Source organism: Candidatus Tisiphia endosymbiont of Thecophora atra, from assembly GCF_964026395.1.
Classification (GTDB): Bacteria; Pseudomonadota; Alphaproteobacteria; order Rickettsiales; family Rickettsiaceae; genus Tisiphia.
In genome coordinates, this window is record NZ_OZ032145.1 from 727,194 (window position 1) to 745,025 (window position 17,832).

General features: G+C 33.0%; 15 protein-coding genes. 8 read left to right on the forward strand and 7 right to left on the reverse strand.

The features are described from left to right. Window positions 1-11 precede the first annotated feature (11 nt). Window positions 12-1,328 carry a hypothetical protein gene (locus AAGD45_RS03620; protein ID WP_341762038.1) on the forward strand — a complete coding sequence of 439 codons (1,317 nt, stop codon included), beginning with the start codon at window positions 12-14 and terminating at the stop codon, window positions 1,326-1,328. A 15-nt stretch (window positions 1,329-1,343) separates the two neighbouring features. Next, complete coding sequence (locus tag AAGD45_RS03625) at window positions 1,344-2,645, forward strand: NAD(P)-dependent oxidoreductase (RefSeq protein WP_341762039.1); 1,302 nt, start codon at window positions 1,344-1,346, stop codon at window positions 2,643-2,645. A gap of 113 nt (window positions 2,646-2,758) precedes the next feature. On the opposite strand, the gene AAGD45_RS03630 is transcribed toward AAGD45_RS03625, so the two are convergent. The 7 genes from AAGD45_RS03630 to AAGD45_RS03660 form a co-directional block, all read right to left on the reverse strand. Further along, window positions 2,759-2,953: a hypothetical protein gene (locus tag AAGD45_RS03630; protein WP_341762040.1), complete on the reverse strand. Its 195-nt coding sequence runs from the start codon at window positions 2,951-2,953 to the stop codon at window positions 2,759-2,761. 62 nt (window positions 2,954-3,015) lie between these two features. Then, complete coding sequence (locus AAGD45_RS03635) at window positions 3,016-3,240, reverse strand: transposase DNA-binding-containing protein (protein ID WP_341762041.1); 225 nt, start codon at window positions 3,238-3,240, stop codon at window positions 3,016-3,018. Window positions 3,241-3,510: 270 nt separating this feature from the next. Next, on the reverse strand, window positions 3,511-4,455 hold the full coding sequence (locus tag AAGD45_RS03640) for a hypothetical protein (RefSeq protein WP_341762042.1): 945 nt from the start codon (window positions 4,453-4,455) through the stop codon (window positions 3,511-3,513). Between the two features lie 122 nt (window positions 4,456-4,577). Beyond that, on the reverse strand, window positions 4,578-5,330 hold the full coding sequence (locus tag AAGD45_RS03645) for a peroxide stress protein YaaA (RefSeq protein ID WP_341762043.1): 753 nt from the start codon (window positions 5,328-5,330) through the stop codon (window positions 4,578-4,580). A gap of 23 nt (window positions 5,331-5,353) precedes the next feature. Beyond that, the gene (mdh, locus tag AAGD45_RS03650) at window positions 5,354-6,301 is read right to left on the reverse strand and encodes a malate dehydrogenase (RefSeq protein ID WP_341762044.1); all 948 of its coding nucleotides are present in this window, start codon (window positions 6,299-6,301) and stop codon (window positions 5,354-5,356) included. 20 nt (window positions 6,302-6,321) lie between these two features. After that, the gene (gene rho, locus AAGD45_RS03655; RefSeq protein ID WP_341762045.1) at window positions 6,322-7,674 is read right to left on the reverse strand and encodes a transcription termination factor Rho; all 1,353 of its coding nucleotides are present in this window, start codon (window positions 7,672-7,674) and stop codon (window positions 6,322-6,324) included. 748 nt (window positions 7,675-8,422) lie between these two features. Then, on the reverse strand, window positions 8,423-10,453 hold the full coding sequence (locus AAGD45_RS03660) for a hypothetical protein (RefSeq protein ID WP_341762046.1): 2,031 nt from the start codon (window positions 10,451-10,453) through the stop codon (window positions 8,423-8,425). Window positions 10,454-11,009: 556 nt separating this feature from the next. Here AAGD45_RS03660 and nuoF point away from each other — a divergent pair. The 6 genes from nuoF to AAGD45_RS03690 all read left to right on the forward strand — a co-directional run bounded on the left by nuoF (window position 11,010) and on the right by AAGD45_RS03690 (window position 17,830). Next, window positions 11,010-12,275, forward strand: a complete 1,266-nt coding sequence (gene nuoF / locus AAGD45_RS03665; protein WP_341762047.1) for an NADH-quinone oxidoreductase subunit NuoF — start codon at window positions 11,010-11,012, stop codon at window positions 12,273-12,275. Window positions 12,276-12,317: 42 nt separating this feature from the next. Next, window positions 12,318-13,304 carry a hypothetical protein gene (locus tag AAGD45_RS03670; protein ID WP_341762048.1) on the forward strand — a complete coding sequence of 329 codons (987 nt, stop codon included), beginning with the start codon at window positions 12,318-12,320 and terminating at the stop codon, window positions 13,302-13,304. 63 nt (window positions 13,305-13,367) lie between these two features. Further along, entirely contained in the window at window positions 13,368-13,634 is a 267-nt protein-coding gene (locus AAGD45_RS03675) for a type II toxin-antitoxin system Phd/YefM family antitoxin (protein ID WP_341762049.1), read from the forward strand. Beyond that, a complete protein-coding gene (locus AAGD45_RS03680; RefSeq protein ID WP_341762050.1) occupies window positions 13,621-13,935 on the forward strand; it encodes a type II toxin-antitoxin system RelE/ParE family toxin in 315 nt (104 codons plus the stop codon). Before AAGD45_RS03675 ends, AAGD45_RS03680 begins: the two co-directional genes overlap by 14 nt. An 80-nt stretch (window positions 13,936-14,015) precedes the next feature. Continuing rightward, window positions 14,016-15,353 (forward strand): tRNA (N6-isopentenyl adenosine(37)-C2)-methylthiotransferase MiaB, encoded by a 1,338-nt coding sequence (miaB, locus tag AAGD45_RS03685; protein ID WP_341762051.1) that lies wholly within the window; start codon window positions 14,016-14,018, stop codon window positions 15,351-15,353. Window positions 15,354-15,460: 107 nt separating this feature from the next. Continuing rightward, window positions 15,461-17,830 (forward strand): penicillin-binding protein 1A, encoded by a 2,370-nt coding sequence (locus AAGD45_RS03690; RefSeq protein WP_341762052.1) that lies wholly within the window; start codon window positions 15,461-15,463, stop codon window positions 17,828-17,830. Window positions 17,831-17,832 lie beyond the last annotated feature (2 nt).

Sequence of the window (17,832 nt, forward strand, 5' to 3'; positions counted from 1 at the left end):
GAGAATTTGGTATGGAAGAAGATTTGAATTTTAGTGTTGAAGAAGTCAAATGGTCTGAAGTTAAGGATGAAGTTTATAAGGTTAATCCTGAACTGGCAGAAAAATGTGATAATGTTAATCAATGCGGAAAATATTCTTTATTCAAAATAAAATATCCTTATGGAGCATATATTGTTAATAGGGGGGAGTTTCATCTACCAACTAAAGACGGCAAACTAATTTCTATAAATGACTCAAGAATTCCAGAATTTCTAAAAAAGAAGTTGAGATATAGTCATATTCCCTTATCCTTAATTCTTAATAGTTTGAGTGAAGTATTTGTTCAGATACAAAATAGAATTGTTTCTCTTAATGTTCTTTTGACTGGTGAACTTTTTGGTCTATTTGAATTAATGCATATGTTAAACCAAACATCTTCACTAGACATGCCTATTTGGAATGTGTCAGCCAGAGCTCGCTCTACTGTTATGATTCCAAGTATTTCTGATACAGTGGGTCATAATAGAATTAAAAAAAAATTAGGGGTTGATATCTATGCTCCCTATAGTTTGTCAGATCATTGGCAGACATTTGTAGATATTAATAAGTATTTTCATAATTCAAATTGGAATAATAGCATTTTAGTATTTTCTAATGAGTGGTTTCTTCAACCAAATGATCTTGGATATAGTGGTTTTTATAATTATCTAGTTAATCAATGTTGGAAACAATTTCAATTGTTAGAAGATTTTACAGATTTTAGTTTATTATGGTCATTTTTTATTCATGCAATTAATCTACGTAATTTAAAACCACGATCATATTTAATAGACACTGTTAGACATTTAATTTTGATTTCTAAAGGTTCTGCTATAGCATTTAAGCCATCCACGGATGATACAGGTTTGCCAATGAATTTAATACAGCAAATATATGTAAATGATTATAATCTAAAAGATTATATACCAAATATTATGCAACCAGCAAAATTTACTAAAAATAGTAAAGTCTATTATTCTCTTAGCTTTCCTACTCTATTTAATAGCTCTCCTTATTGTAGAAATCCTCCAAGTATAATTGAAGATCAAAGAGAGGTTAAAAGATTATTAGATATTTTAATAAATACTATTCACCAAATTGAGAATCATAGTGTCAACTCACTTAAAAACATAAAATTTGAGTTATTTCATTCTGGAAACGATCCATTTGGTCAGATATTATCTAGTAAAATTATATCTGAAGATGATGCTAGATTTTTAGAGTATAATAGTAATGGTAAGGAAGCAAGAGTATTTTGCTCCTCATCTAGTTTTTTTAATGGTTGTATTGCTATATGCAATGACGAGTAATTTTTTGAGTTTATTATGAGTAATTTAAATACACCCATATTAGCAACTCTACAAAGTATAATAGATAAATTAAAAGGATGTAAGTATCTTAATTTAAAAAATGTTACCTTTGTTTGTGTACAACATTTGTTATTTACAACAATAGATTTAATAAAATCTCTTATCAAATTAGGTGCTAAGCCGAATAATATTCATATAATGGGTAAAATATACTCAAATTGTCCTATAGTAATTGCCCAACTTATAGAAATGGGAGTAAATTACCACCCTAGTTCTCAACCGCAACAATTTGGCTATTTTAACTATTATTTTAATATAGATATAGCTAATATGTGGGCTAATGTTGCTACTACCATAATGAATGTAAAATCTGACACTATTATCATACTAGATGATGGTAGTAAATGTACAACAAATATTCCAAAGTTACTAAGTGATAATTACAAAGTCTTTGCTGTAGAGCAAACATCATCCGGTGTTGTTAATATTACTAAAAAGAATAATACCACGTTACCTTTTATTGACGTTGCTTATTCTGCTACAAAGCAGATATTAGAACCTCCAATGATTGCTCAGGCCGTCATACAAAAACTTGATAAAATTTTGCCTTTACAATCTCATAGCCTTATTTGTGGAGTAGTAGGTCTTGGAGCTATAGGAAGGGCTGTCGCCCGGAAACTATTATCTTTAAATCATAAAGTAATAATATATGATAAATCTGACAGTAAGTATAATCTTATGAAGAAGATTAAAACTGCAAATAATATTCTATCTTTATTTCAGAAATCTGAGTATATTTTTGGTTGTACAGGAGAAGATATTACTTTATCTCTTGACGTCAATAAAATACGAGGAACAAAGAATCTAATTAGTTGCTCATCACAAGATATAGAATTTCAGTCATTATTGCATATTATTCAAGATAATTCTTCTATTAATACCTCTAACGTATTGGATAATATCGAATATTCTACAGATAGTGCAACGTTCAATATTTTTAGAGGGGGATACCCTGTAAATTTGGATAATTCTGGAGAATCTGTGCCAGCCAATGATATACAACTTACTCGAGGATTATTACTTGGTGGAATCGTGCAAGCAGTATTTCATTTAGTTCAAGAGGTTAATCAAAAGCCACAACAATATATGTTACATCCTAAAATACAAAAATTAATAGTGAAAGAATTAGTATATAATCAAAAGTACAAATTTTCTAATGATTTAGTAGTTATGAATTTTTTAGATGAAGAGTGGATTAAAAATAATTCTAGCGGAGAATATGTAAGTAATGATATTATCTCACGATATTTTCTATAAACCTAAATTTCCGATTAAGAGCAGCAAACAAAATGCTACGTATTATGTAAAAACATAAACAAACTATTAGAACAGTTTGTTAGAAGTAAATAAAAAGTTGATGGAAATGAGGTTTAGTTTTCCCACACGCCGCATGATAATCCACTTCTATAGCATAATTTTTGCTCATATTTATCTCGAAGATGAGGAGCGAAGCCTATAGATAATAGGCGAGCGACGACGTCACCAAATTCTCCTGAATTGACTATACCAATGTCAATCTTGGCTTTGTGGTTAGTAAAGTTAAGATAAGTACTGTCTTGTATCACTAGCAATAAATTATCATTATTGTTATTAATTCTATCAGTAGTTTGCCTAAAATGCGACTCTATTAAATGATCATTGTTAACTTTGTTATTAACAAAAAAATCATACGCTTGTCTTTGACTTGTGGATTATCAAAAAGATTTTTAATACAGCTTGTAAATTTTGCCATTAGGGCTGTAAAAATCTTTAAAGCTCTTGATTTAAGGCGTTGATCTTTTAAGACTAAACTTTCAAATTCTGATTCAAAAAATAACTTATTACTTCCTTCTCCTAGTCCTACACTACTCAATTGCTTGTCTCAAATCTTAAAAAATGAAACTTAATGTTATCTTATTTCTTTTTTATCCTTGCAAGTAAAACTTAAGGCTAACTGTTAGATTTAGTTTCGGCTCGGCGGATGTTTCGCTGTCTACGCTTTACTACTGTGTCGTTACCTTCAGCTGCACAAGACTCGCTATATGGTGGAGCTAGCTACTCCTTCCATAACAGGACTTTCACCCGTAAGATTAATGCACCTTATCTTGACATACACACAATCAGTTGGACAGAGCCTAGAGCCTTAATAATTCACATTTTTCCAGTCGGAGCGTTTAGTTTCTCCGGTTTTATAAAAAGAAGTTACTTCTTTTATAAAATGTTCAAAATCCGAATTTTCTTTAACTAGCCTATTAGCCATATTCCAATCAATCTCTAATCTTTCTTTAGCAGGAATTAGTATTCGACCTTTTTCGGATTCGTTTATGTTTAATAAAATAAATCCTATACCGTGCCTAGCAGAAAGAATTTCCAGTTCACGAGAAGTGTTACTATCCTTGCTTTCTACTAGAGAGAAAGCTACTAAATATCCATAGTGAGCCCATGAAGAATTTGATAGTGCTTGAAAAAAAGATTCTCGTACATTGGAGTGATTAATTTTTACTTTCACCTCAAAAGACCAAAGTTTGGCTTTTATATTCGCATATTGTTTGACGCAATCTTTGATCGCCTCTGCCCAACCTTCCGTCATAGCCTCCATTCCCACTAGGTCGGGATATAACCATTTATTAGCATTAGTACCACTACGATTTGAAGAACGTTTATCATTAATAGTCATGTTATAAATACTAAGCTCATCCCAAAGAAATTCTGAAAGCTTTAGATACACCTCTTTTTCTTTTATGTTTGACCATTTTTCAGCTTCTTCTATCTCCGCTTGATCAGTTTTTTTAGTAAAATAGTATTTACGTGGACACTCTTGTGTTATTTTAATACCAGGCTCTTGTTTTTGTATGGCTTCATTACGTTCTTTAGTCATTTCTCCACTAAAGAGTACTATAATAATTTGAGCTATTTTTGCTGGATCAGTTACATTGAGTATTGATTTGCATTTACTGTTCTCCGCTTTTCTCTTGACTTCCTCAGGATAAGTTTTTACTAGCCATGCAGCTATTTCTCTAGAAGTAAATTTCTGACCTTCATTGGCTTTAAGGAAACTAATAATTGCTCTGTTACGGTTAAATTGCATAGATACTACTATTTTATAAACTACTAATAAATAATAATCAGAATAGTAAAGAATTTAAAGAACACTAATATATAATTCCAAGTTATTATCTTTAAATTTAAATGTAGTTGTAATATTACAACTTATTCATTTTTAACAAATACCCAATCTTTGTTGGAAGACTCAGTTTCACTATAGTAATAGTTTTGTTTAGAGAACTGTTTTAATTTTTCAGGTACGTCTATAAGATTTTCTGCAATAAAGTTAAGCATGCTGCCCCTAGCTTTCTTGGCGTTTATAGCTATTATTTGTAATTTATTATTTCTTTTTTCTTTAAAATATATATTAATTATTGGATATTTAAGATCATTTTGATTTATGGCAGAGGAATATTCATTAGAGGCTAGGTTGATTAGATATTTATTTTGATGAGTTGCTAATATTTGATTTAGATAATTGGTAATATCAATTTGCCAAAAATTGGATAATTTTTCTAAATTTGGCAATTTTGTTGACATTTCTAGCCTATAGGGTTTTATTTTATCTAAAACTCTTAGTGGTCCATATAAACCTGATATAATTAACGTGTGTCCTTGCAAGAAATCCCATTGATCTTTAGAGAAACTTCGTCTATCAATATTATCATAAACATCCCCATCATAGGCAAATATCGCTTGCTTTTGAGGCTGGTTATCGAAATCTTGAAATCTATGATAATTAAGCTCAGCCAGTTTGCTGCTTACATTCATTACCTGCTTGATCTGATTTTGCGATAGGCTTTTACATATCTGTAATAGATACTGCATTTTAGTAAGGAAATGCGGTTCTGTACATGGTAAATCCGGTATTTCCGAGATGAAATCCTGAGTCTTAGCTGGTGAAATTATACTGAGCATACTACTAACTTACATAATAATTTTTACAATTTTACTGACTCAATCAACTTTCTAACTCCATCTACTGATTTATTAAATAGATATTGTTCTTCATCATTTAATTTTATTTCCACTATTTTTTCTACACCATTTTTACCAATAATAACTGGCACTCCGACATACATATCTTTTACTCCATATTCCCCTTGAAGATAAGCAGCACAACTTAATATTTTACGTTTATCTTTTAGATAACTCTCTAACATTTCAATAGCAGAAGTTGCCGGAGCGTAATAGGCAGAACCATTTTTAAGTAGTGAAACAATTTCTCCACCACCATTTTTTGTGCGATCTATTATCGCATTAATACGTTCTTTCGTTGACCACCCCATTTCTACTAAATCTAAAACTGGTATGCCGTTAATTGTCGAATATCTAACCAAAGGAACCATTGAGTCACCATGACCTCCAAGTACAAAACTACTAACATTTTCTACGGAAACATTAAATTCATTGGCTAAGAAAAAGTTAAATCTTGATGAGTCAAGTACCCCAGCCATACCAACCACCATATTGCTAGCTAGTCCACTTTCCTTTAACATTACGTAAACCATAGCGTCAAGTGGATTGGTTATAACAATGACAAAAGCGTTCGGTGCATATTGCTTAATGTTGCTAGCCACAGTTTTTATAACAGTAGTATTAACATTAATTAAATCATCCCGACTCATTCCGGGTGAGCGTGGTACTCCAGCTGTGACAATTATAGCATCTGAACCTTCTATGTCTTTATAATCGTTAGTACCTTTGGCAATTATATCTGATCCGGTAATTGTTCCAGCTTGTGATATATCTAAAGTCTTACCCTGCGAAGGGCCTTCAGATAAATCAAACATAACTATATCAGCAAGTTCTTTAAAGGCTATCAAATGTGCAAGTGTTCCGCCAATCTTTCCTCCACCAATTAAAGCAATTTTTGTTCTTTTAGCCATACTTCCTCCTGAAAAACATTTTATGAATTCATTGAATCAAAAAATTCTGTGTTAGTTTTAGTGTTTTTAAGTTTATCAATTAAAAATTCTGCTGCATCGATAGTTCCCATTGGGTTAATGATTCTACGAAGAATCCACATTTTGGTTAAAATGGCTTTATCAACCAATAGCTCCTCTTTACGTGTACCAGATTTAGTAATATCAATCGCAGGGTAAACGCGCTTATCAGCTATTTTGCGATCGAGGACTATTTCAGAATTACCAGTACCTTTAAATTCTTCAAAGATTACCTCGTCCATACGAGAACCGGTTTCAATTAAAGCAGTTCCTATTATAGTCAATGAACCACCACTCTCAATATTTCTTGCCGCTCCAAAGAATCTTTTTGGACGTTGTAGGGCATTTGCATCAACTCCCCCAGTAAGAACCTTACCAGACGAGGGTACAACAGTGTTATAAGCTCTTGCAAGTCTTGTTATTGCGTCAACCAATATTACTACATCTCTTTTATGCTCGACCAACCTTTTAGCTTTCTCAATAACCATTTCAGCAAGCTGAACGTGTCTAATAGCGGGTTCATCAAAAGTTGAGCTAACTACTTCACCACGCACTGAACGTTGCATATCAGTAACTTCTTCTGGGCGTTCATCAATTAACAAAACAATTAAAAATACTTCGGGGTTATTGGTGGTAATAGCATGAGCTATATTTTGCAATAGAACAGTTTTTCCCGTTCTTGGTGGAGCAACAATCAACGCACGTTGTCCTTTACCCATAGGAGCAACCAATTCAATTATTCTTGTACTAAAATCCTTACTATTATCTTCTAGCTCTAGGGATAATTTTTCTTCAGGATAAAGTGGCGTTAAATTATCGAAATGTACTCTATGATAGGCCTTAGAAGGGTCTTCAAAATTAACTTTGTTTACTTTTAACAAGGCAAAATAACGTTCTCCTGGTTTTGGAGCTCTAATTTGCCCTTCTACCGTGTCCCCTGTACGTAGTCCAAAACGACGAATCTGACTTGGGGAAATATAAATATCATCAGGACCGGCTAAGTAATTTACTTCTGGAGATCTAAGGAAGCCAAACCCATCAGGTAAAATTTCAAGTACGCCTTCTCCTGAAATCAAATCACCCTGCTCAACAGATTTCTTGAGTATAGCAAAGACTAGCTCTTGTTTTAGCAAAGCACTAGAATTTTCAATATTAAGATTTTCTGCCTGTATTTGCAATTCTTCAGGTGACTTACGTTTTAATTGTTTAAGATTGATGATAACAATACCATCTTTATTAGGATTATCATACTTGGTACTATTATTATAATAAATATCAGGTGATTCCTTATTGTTAGTAACTGTATTTTGGGTCATACCTATTTTTTTTAGATTAGTTAAGATCAGACTTTTCTAGAAACTTTATTCTTTCTAGGTCATTTTGTTGTTAGAATCAATCGAAGGAATTCTCATGTACACTAGTACTACTTACGATTTTTTGATTAATTTTTTAGTAAAAATTCCTTTCATAGCTAGTTTTGAAATAGGTCTATTGCTTTAAAAACTGGGAGAATCACGAAACCTACGAAAGTCAAGTTACTTAAAGATTAAGGTTAGACTACTACTCAAATGATTAGACTTCTTGCATAATTCTACTTTTGTTGGTAATTTATTCGTCGTGCCTAGGCTCAAATCCGTAACGGAATTTGAGTGTGCTGCAAGTCGAGATTTCGTGGCTTCCTTAAATCCTTGCACATAAGCGAACTCTGCAAGAAATTTATTGAAATTAGCATCACAAAATTTTGACAGCTCAGCTAGACTATGTGAACCTAGAGAGCATTCGTATTTCCGAGTAACTAACTTAATTTGGGAATTGGTATTAATACTAACTTAATTATTTATATTTATCAAATTATTTTGCGGTTGTCAAACAAATTACACATGGTAGGGTAATTTATAACTAACCCGAAAAGGTTTTAGGTATAGTAATGGTGAAGCCTTGATGTCTCGCGTAGGTAGTGAAATCTAAATACGATTTTACGATGTCATCCCAGCGAAAGCTGGTATCGAAAAAAATAGACAGGAAGGGTGCTATACTAGCTTCTATACGACAAAATTGACCAATTTACCATAACCTTCCTTTATTTACTGCTTTAAGAGCAGGTTTAGTAGGTTTAGTAGATGTTGTTAGTTCTCTTTTAATTGTTTCTACATGCCTTAACGTTTTTTTTACTTGTTGAATTTCTATTTTAACATTAGTACTAATAATACTAGACATGCTTGGATTATTTTGTGGCTTCATTGATGATAATTTATCTGTTTGAGTTTCCTGAACTATGGAGGCTTTTGTAGGCATTTCTTCTACCTTTGGGTTGGGCAGACCAGCAGTATCTTCAGCTAGCTCTTGAGATATAGATTTGTCCATCTGAGCTATCGAATTGCTCTGTAACTTATCCACCAAGACTCTGTTATCTAGTTGGTCCGTAGTTAACTCATTTAATCTGTGTACTTCTATATTTTCTAACTTAGCTTCTGTTGGTGTTGATACCACAAAATTAGAACTACTAGGTTCGGATATTTGTTTTGTTTCTATGCTAGAATGTTGAGTAAGAGGAGGTGGTGGTGTGGACACTGAAGTTGACATGGTTGGTGCAGTTTGATTGCTATATTTGTCTATAAGGTGTGTAGCAATATCCTGTAAATTATTTGTAGAAATAGGTAATTTTTGAATCACAGAAGAATACCAAGATTTATCTGCTGCAATTTTATTTGTTATGTCAGATATTATCTCGTCTTTATGATTTCTTAGTTGCTCAGAACCAAGTTCTATTAAAGTTGGAGATAATTGTTCCGAGATTTTGTTATTTTGTTGCTCTGTAATCTTTATATCTGTTTTATTTTGAATTCTGTTAATAGATTCTTTAAGGATTGGTTTTGAGACTAATTCTGCATCTTTATCTTTAATAATTGGATTAATAGAATCGGCAAATCGTTTGATATTTTCTTCTGTAATTTTTGTCTCATCTAAGGTTAGAAACGAAGAATTTTTTTGAGCATTATCTACACTAAAAAATTTCTGAGCTTCCTTGCCAATTAAGCTATGTAATTCTGTTGGTTTCCACTCTTCAAATAACTCAGTTGCTAATTCACTCGGCATATGGACATAAGGTAGCAGCTGTTTACAAAAAGCCTCTTGTCTACTCTTTTGTTCTTCCATAGGACCAGTATCCTGTATCTTTATACTAAGAGTCAATAAAAGCCTTTTGGCTTCATTTGCTCTATAATTAACAAACTCTGGACTTAACCCATTATTCCTACTATCTGCTAATTCTTTTATAAAAGAATTAGCAGATTCATTAACTGCATTAGAAAGAGCTGTACGTTCTGTCTTATTAAGTTTTGTGAATTCTTTAGCAAATTTAACAGTTTTATTTCCTTGGCTAATAGTTTTATTAAAAATATTAAGTTGCTCGGTACTAAAATGTCTTGGATCTGCTTGTAAACTTTCCATAGTTTTGTTAATTACTGTACTGGCATAATCTGATTTAGGAATTGCTTGACCTTTTAACTCTAATATTACTTTTTTAACAGTTTCAAGAGCGATCTTATCCTCATCATTGTTACTTTTAATATCATTTAATACAAATCCCTTTAAACTAGCTTCTAAGTTTGCAAATTGCCTATCTGCTTTTGCCTTGTCATTGTCGTTCATAAGCCTTTTAGAACGTTCTATATTTAAACTAAAATTATCAAGAAGTTCTTCTGTCTTTTTATCAGATAAATTACAGTAAAAACTTTCTGTTGCTAATCCAGTCATTGCACTCATAAATGATTCGTTAGTACCAATGAGTACTCCATTAGCTATAAATTCTTTTGATAATTGTGGAGTTGGTTGTTTTAGAAATTTAAGTTTATATGTGTATGCCCTTCCTATTAATTTATTTATATTTTCAATCTCGTTTTTAGTATTAACTCTAATAATATCATCTTTTTTGTCTGCTAAACTGATATCACTTTCGTACCCAGAATCAACAGATCTTACCGATATATTATCATCTTGATTCGTACTATATTCAGAATGAATAGACTCCTTATCACTCTCAAAATTAGATATATTTAAATTACTGGATTCTATAGTTGCTCTATCGTCTGACATAAAAACCTTTCATTATATACTCGATGAAAATCAACAATTGCGTTGTCATTGTCCAAGACCTGCGGTGCTCACGTACTAATGTACGCTGTGCTCCTCGGCTTGGACACTCCTAGCACTTGTTGATTTTGATTCTATCGTCTATCAACTCTTCATTTACGAGCAGTATATTAACCACAAAATTGGAAGACATATAATCCCTATTGCAAAAGAGTCTCTATTGAATTGATGATTCTTGCAAGCATTTTGATATAGAATAAATATACTTAACGCATTTCAGAGTTGGCGTTGTTGTATTTTTGTAAAAAACCCTCAGGGCAATTTAAAAGTCCCAACTAATGATATAAAATACTAAATTATAGAAATAAATAGTTGTCATCGCGAGCCACAAAGTAGCGTGGCGATCCAAATAAACAGCAATTATCTTTTTAAAAAAACAAACTTTTCTATCATTAGTTGGGACTTTTAAACTGCCCTAGCAAAACCCTGCTAATATTTATTCTTCACAATTGTTTGCCTTCAGCTATAATATCATGTGTAGATATTCTAAGAGTTAATTATGTTACAAATTAGCGATAAAATTTTTTCTAATCTTAGTGGGCAGGAAAAATATGATATAATAAGTAGTAAGCAACGTGGAGATTGGGATAATACAAAAGATTTTATTATTAAAGGTAGAGAATGGATAATTGATGAAGTAAAAAAATCAGGTCTGCGAGGACGGGGTGGTGCTGGATTTTCGACTGGCACCAAATGGTCGTTCATGCCTAAAGATCATCCAAAGCCTAGTTACCTAGTGGTTAATGCTGATGAATCAGAACCTGGTACGTGCAAGGATCGTGATATTTTGAGGTATGAGCCACATAAATTAATTGAAGGTTGTTTGCTCGCCAGCTTTGCTATTAACGCACATACTTGTTACATATATATTCGTGGTGAATTTTATAACGAATCCTCCAATGTACAGCGTGCTATAGATGAGGCTTATGATGCCGGTTTTATAGGCAGTAATGCTTGTGGTACAGGGTATCATCTTGACATTCATTTGCATAGAGGGGCTGGGGCGTATATTTGCGGTGAGGAAACAGCTCTGCTCGAGAGCTTAGAGGGCAACAAGGGCTTCCCTAGATTAAAGCCACCATTCCCGGCTAATTTCGGCTTATATGGTTGTCCAACAACTATTAATAATGTTGAATCAATTGCCGTTGTGCCTACTATACTTCGGCGTGGAGCTGATTGGTTTGCTGGAATCGGTAAGCCTAATAATACCGGAACAAAGATTTTCTGTATTTCTGGCCATGTAAATAAGCCATGTAATGTTGAAGAAGCCATGGGCGTACCTTTAAAGGAGTTGATTGAGAGATATGCCGGGGGTGTACGGGGTGGATGGAGTAATCTGAAAGCTATTATCCCAGGTGGTTCATCAGTACCGTTGCTACCAAAGTCATTATGTCAGGATGTTGCAATGGATTTTGATAGTTTAAGAGCAGTTGGTTCGGCACTCGGGACTGGTGGAATTATTGTTATGGATAATTCTACGGATATTATTTACGCTATTGCTAGGCTTAGTAAATTCTACATGCATGAGTCTTGCGGTCAGTGTAGCCCCTGTCGAGAAGGTACAGGCTGGATGTGGCGAGTTATGATGCGACTGGTACGCGGTCAGGCAAAAATAGATGAAATAGATCAATTATTGGACGTTACAAAAATGATCGAAGGTCGTACTATTTGTGCCCTTGGAGACGCTGCTGCTTGGCCTATTCAAGGGTTAATTCGTCATTTCCGTCATGAGATTGAAGAAAGACTAGCTAGGCAAGGGGTTTAGTTTAGATTGCTCTGTTACTGTTAGCAAATTAGTATCATATAAATGAAGAAAATAATAAGTCTAAACATAAGTAGAAAATCTCAATTTATTATTGCATTTGCTATAATGGGGTTATTATTGCTTATATCATACCGTAGTCGTTCATCTTGTATTATTTACATGTTACCATCGGAATATTTAAATAATGGAAATTTAGCATATTTCCAATTTAATAATCATAATAAACTACAAGAATTACTTCCTAAAAATATTAGATATATCGAACAATATAATATAATTGCCAGTGGACAATTTAGTGTCAACCAATTTAAAAATGCTATTGGATCTAAAACAGATATTATTGATGTTGATTTAAGGAATGAGTATCATGGATTTAATGACCTAAACCCAGTGTCCTTTATCAGTTTACCATATGATGACGTCAACGCTAATAAATCTCAAGAGGAAATTATAGTACGGGAGCAATATCTTTTTGGTTCAATATTACCAACTTACAAGCAACTTAGTATATATGTAAATAATTTGAAGACTACGCCAACAAAGAAGGATCCGGTAATCTGTATACCTATTTCTACTAAGACTGAAGCTGATATAATGGCAGGTTTGAATATTGATTATTATAGAATTACCACATTAGATCATCGAGAGCCCAATCGTGATAATTTAGATAGAATGGTAGCACTTTTTGATCAAAAATTAAAATTAAATCCAAGTCGATGGGTTTATTTACATTGCTTAGGTGGAGATGGTCGTACCACGGCAGCTACAGCTGAGCTTATGATGTTAAAACAACAAGAAGCTGGCGAGTTACAACCATTCGATGATTTGGTAACATATGTAGAATCAGTTAGTAATGGTTATAAGTTAGTACCAAGTTGTAAGCCTAGTGATCAAAATTATCGCTGTCAATGGAAGCTGGATCGTTATAATACCTTAAAAATATTCTATAATTTTGTGCGAACAAGAACTGAGAATCAAACTTTTAGTGATTGGCATAATGTAATGTTCCAAAAGAAAAAGACATTGTAATTAACTTGATTATATTAATAATTTATGTTTTAATTAATCATATTAATTAAAATAATTATTATCATGGAAGAATTAAATGCAACTGAAGCAAAACGTGAGTTTGGTGAATTACTTATCAAAGTGCAAACAGAACCTATCAGCATTAGTAGAAATGGCAAGCCTATAGCTGTAATAGTTTCTGATAAAGAGTTTCATGAATTAGAATCTTTTAAAGAACAAGTATTAAAACTTGCAATTTCTGAAGGATTAGATGACTTAGCAAAAAATAAAATACACTCTCATAAGGTTGTTTTTGATAACTTAAAAATAAAGCTTAATGGTTCAGTGTAATTTTACAAATAGTGCGAAACGTGATCTTGAAGATATTACAGATTACACACTAAAACATTGGGGAAGGCAGCAAACTATAAAATATTTAGATGAGATACATAACAAAGCTATTGCTTTAAGTCTTAATCCTAATATAGGTACTTTACGAAATGATATATATCCTACCTTATTGAGCTTCCCTACAAAAAAACATATATTGTATTATCTAAAACAAGAGGCTGGTATTATCATAGTTAGAGTATTACACAAACATATGTGCTATAAGCTTCATAACTTTCCAAACCTCAATAACCTCAAATAAAATCATTCCAAAAAAATATGTCATCTTTTTTATAGTATTATATATAATGCAACCTAATTTATTTTTGTTAAGTAAAAAACGTGAAAAAAAAGCTTTTTATTAAAACTTATGGATGTCAAATGAATGTGTATGACTCCATCAAGATGCAGGATTTGCTAGAGCCATTCGGTTATCAGCCAACTGATTCTATGCACCAAGCTGATATGATTATTTTAAATACTTGTCATATTAGGGAGAAAGCTGCAGAAAGAATGTATTCCGAGCTTGGTCGCATCAAACAAATTAAAGATGATAGAAAGTCAAAGGGAGAAGGTAATGTAATCGTTACTGTTGCTGGATGTGTTGCACAAGCTGAAGGTGATGAAATTTTTAGAAGAGCAAGTTACGTAGATATAGTAGTAGGACCACAATCTTACTACGATTTACCAGAGTTGATAGCAAAGATTGCTAGACATGAAAAACATGTAATTAAATTAGATTTTGTTGAAGAAGCTAAATTTGATAAGTTACCTGAACAGTCCAATATACAAGGAGTAAGTAGTCCTATTTCAGTTCAGGAAGGTTGCGACAAATTTTGTACTTTCTGTGTTGTGCCTTATACTCGGGGTGCAGAATTCTCAAGAAATCTAGAACAAATATACAGGGAAATTATAAAATCCGTTTCAAACGGAGCAAAAGAAGTAATCTTGCTAGGTCAGAATGTTAATGCTTATCATGGAAAAACTATTGAAGGCAAAGAGTGTAGTTTAGCAGATCTAATCAGCTACGTAGCAAAAATACCAAATCTTGAGCGTATTAGATACGTTACTTCTCATCCTGTTGATATGACAGAAGATTTAATTCTGTTACATGGGTCTGAACCAAAATTAATGCCATTTTTACACTTGCCAGTACAGTCAGGTTCTAACAAAATTTTAAAATCAATGAATCGTAAACATAACAGAGATTATTATTTCGATATTATTAATCGTTTAAGAAATGCGAGAAGAGATATAGTATTTTCATCTGACTTTATTGTAGGATTCCCCGGAGAAACGGATGAAGACTTTGCTGACACTTTAGATCTAGTAAAGAAGGTTGGTTATGGTCAGTGTTATTCTTTTAAATATAGTCCAAGACCTGGTACACCTGCTGCGGTTAAAGAGCAAGTGCCTGAGCATATCAAATCCAGACGTTTAGCAATTTTGCAGCAAGAAATATCTCGCCAACAATTATTGTTTAATGAAAGTTGTATTGGTAAAATAATGCCAGTATTGTTTGATCGTGACGGTAAATTGGACAATCAACTGATAGGAAAAACATGTTATATGCAGTCGGTGCATGTAATAAACCCTGCAAGAGATTTGTTTGGTCAGATTATTGATGTAAGAATTATCAAGGCTGGGGCAAGTAGTTTGAGCGGAGAAATGGTGCTGTGACCCAATAATCAAGTTTTTATTGAGTTATATAATTCAGGACAGTTTAAAAGTCATGAAAAGAAGCCGAGAAGATGTCATGAATAAATGTGAGAAATACTTTGTCAAAAATGCTCAAATTTTTTTATATATTTTTTAAATTATTTATAATATCAGGCATAATAGCTCTTAGTGCTTGTATATATTTGTTGTATCATTACTCTAAAGATCTACCTGATTATTCTCAACTTGCCGATTATCATCCACCATCGGTAACAAGAGTTTATGCCCAAAATGGAAAATTAATGGAGGAATATGCTTTGGAACGTAGAGTTTTTGTACCTATTAGTAGTGTACCACGCTCTCTTATAGAAGCGTTTATTTCAGCAGAAGATAAGAATTTTTTTGAACATCCAGGAGTTGATTTTATAAGTATAATCAGAGCAGCCATATTCAATATCTCTAATATTTTGCATCATCGTAGAGTAGAAGGAGGGTCAACTATTACTCAACAAGTAGTTAAGAATTTTTTATTAACCTCTGAAGTATCAATAGAACGTAAGATCAAAGAAGCAATTTTATCCTATAGGGTCTCAAAAACCTTTACTAAAGATCAAATTTTGGAGTTATATCTTAATCAAACATTTTTTGGTAGGGGAGCTTATGGAGTTGCTATGGCTGCTCAGAATTATTTTAATAAGTCTATTGAAGATTTAACTGTTGCCGAATCAGCTTTTATCGCTGGCCTACCAAAAGCACCATCAAATTTTAATCCGGAGAGAAATTATGCTAGGGTGAAAGATCGTAGAGATTATGTTATTATGAGAATGTTGGAAGATGGTTATATAACGCAAGAGACAGCAAAAGAAGCAGTAGATACTCCTATTACTTTGCAAAAGCGGGATCGTAATGAAACCGTTACAGCCGGTTATTATGCTGAGCAAGTACGGGAAGAAGTCATTAGTAAAATTGGCAGTAAAGAATATTTCTATACTGGAGGGTTAACGGTTATTACTTCACTTGATGCTGGTTATCAGCAAGCTGCAGAAAATGCTCTTAGGCAAGGCATAAGAGCATATGATAGGAAGCATGGTTTTAGAGGAGTCATAACTAATATTGATCTAAATAACTGGCAAGATAATTTAAATAAAGTAGCAAAACCTCCAGCTATTTTAGAATATCAATTAGCTGTTGTGTTAAATGTTTCGGATAATCAAGCAGAAATTGGTCTTTGCGACTCTAGTAAGTCAAAAATAGTTTTATCAGAAATGAAATGGACAAAAAATGATCTTAAATCAGTAAAAACTCTTTTACAGAAAGGTGACGTTATAGTAGTCGAAAAAGTAAATGCTAATTACGGATTAAGGCAAATTCCTGTTGTTAATGGGGCTATTATGGTGATGAATCCTATAACAGGTCAGGTACTTGCCAGCGTTGGTGGATATGATTTCACAGTTAGTAAATTTGATCGTGCTACTCAGGCGCTGCGACAACCAGGGTCACTCAGTAAAACTTTTGTTTATCTTGCTGCTTTAGAAAACGCAATCCAGCCAAATAGAATTTTTGAAGATAATACAGTAGAGATTCCGCAAGGTCCTGGCATGCCAGTTTGGCGACCAAAAAATTATAAAGGGAATTTTCTAGGTCCAATTACTATGCGTATAGGGCTTGAGAAATCACGAAACCTTGTTACTGTTAGGGTAGCACAAGCTATAGGACTAAGCAAAGTTGCTGAGATAATCAAGCGATTTGGTATTAATAATGAGCCGAAGAGATTTTATTCTATGGTACTTGGTTCGCTCGAAACCACACTAGAAAGAATGACCAATGCTTATGCAATAATTGCCAATTCAGGGAAAAAAGTTACGCCGCATTTCGTAGAGCTAATTAAAGATCGTAATGGTAAAATAATTTATCGTAGAGATAATAGGGAATGTAAAAATTGTAATGTATCTGACTCCCAGCTTACTGATAACGTATCACTCCCTATCCTACCTCAATCCGACTATCGGATGATTACCGATGAAGCAAGTGATTATCAGATTATCTCATTTCTCACTGGAGCAGTTGAAAGAGGTACGGCAACCACTGCAAAAAAACTTGGTAAGGTTATAGCTGGCAAAAGTGGTACTACCAACGATAGTATGGATACTTGGTTTATTGGTTTTACTCCAAAAATAGTTGTCGGAACATATGTTGGTTATGATACGCCAAAAACACTCGGAAAAACTGCAACAGGGTCAAGTGTTGCCTTGCCTATATTTATTGATTTTATGGAGAAGGCTTATTCTGATATTCCATCACTGGCATTTAAAGTACCAGAATCAATTAAATTGTTACCAATAGATCCAACAACTGGTAAAGTTACTTCTGCTAGTAGTATTATGGAAGCATTCAAAATTCATGATATACCAGTATTAGATTATCAGAACCAAGGTCAAGATAATGATGCTTTCCATAATATTCCTCCCGAAAAAGATCCTTCTCAGGAGATATATTAAGC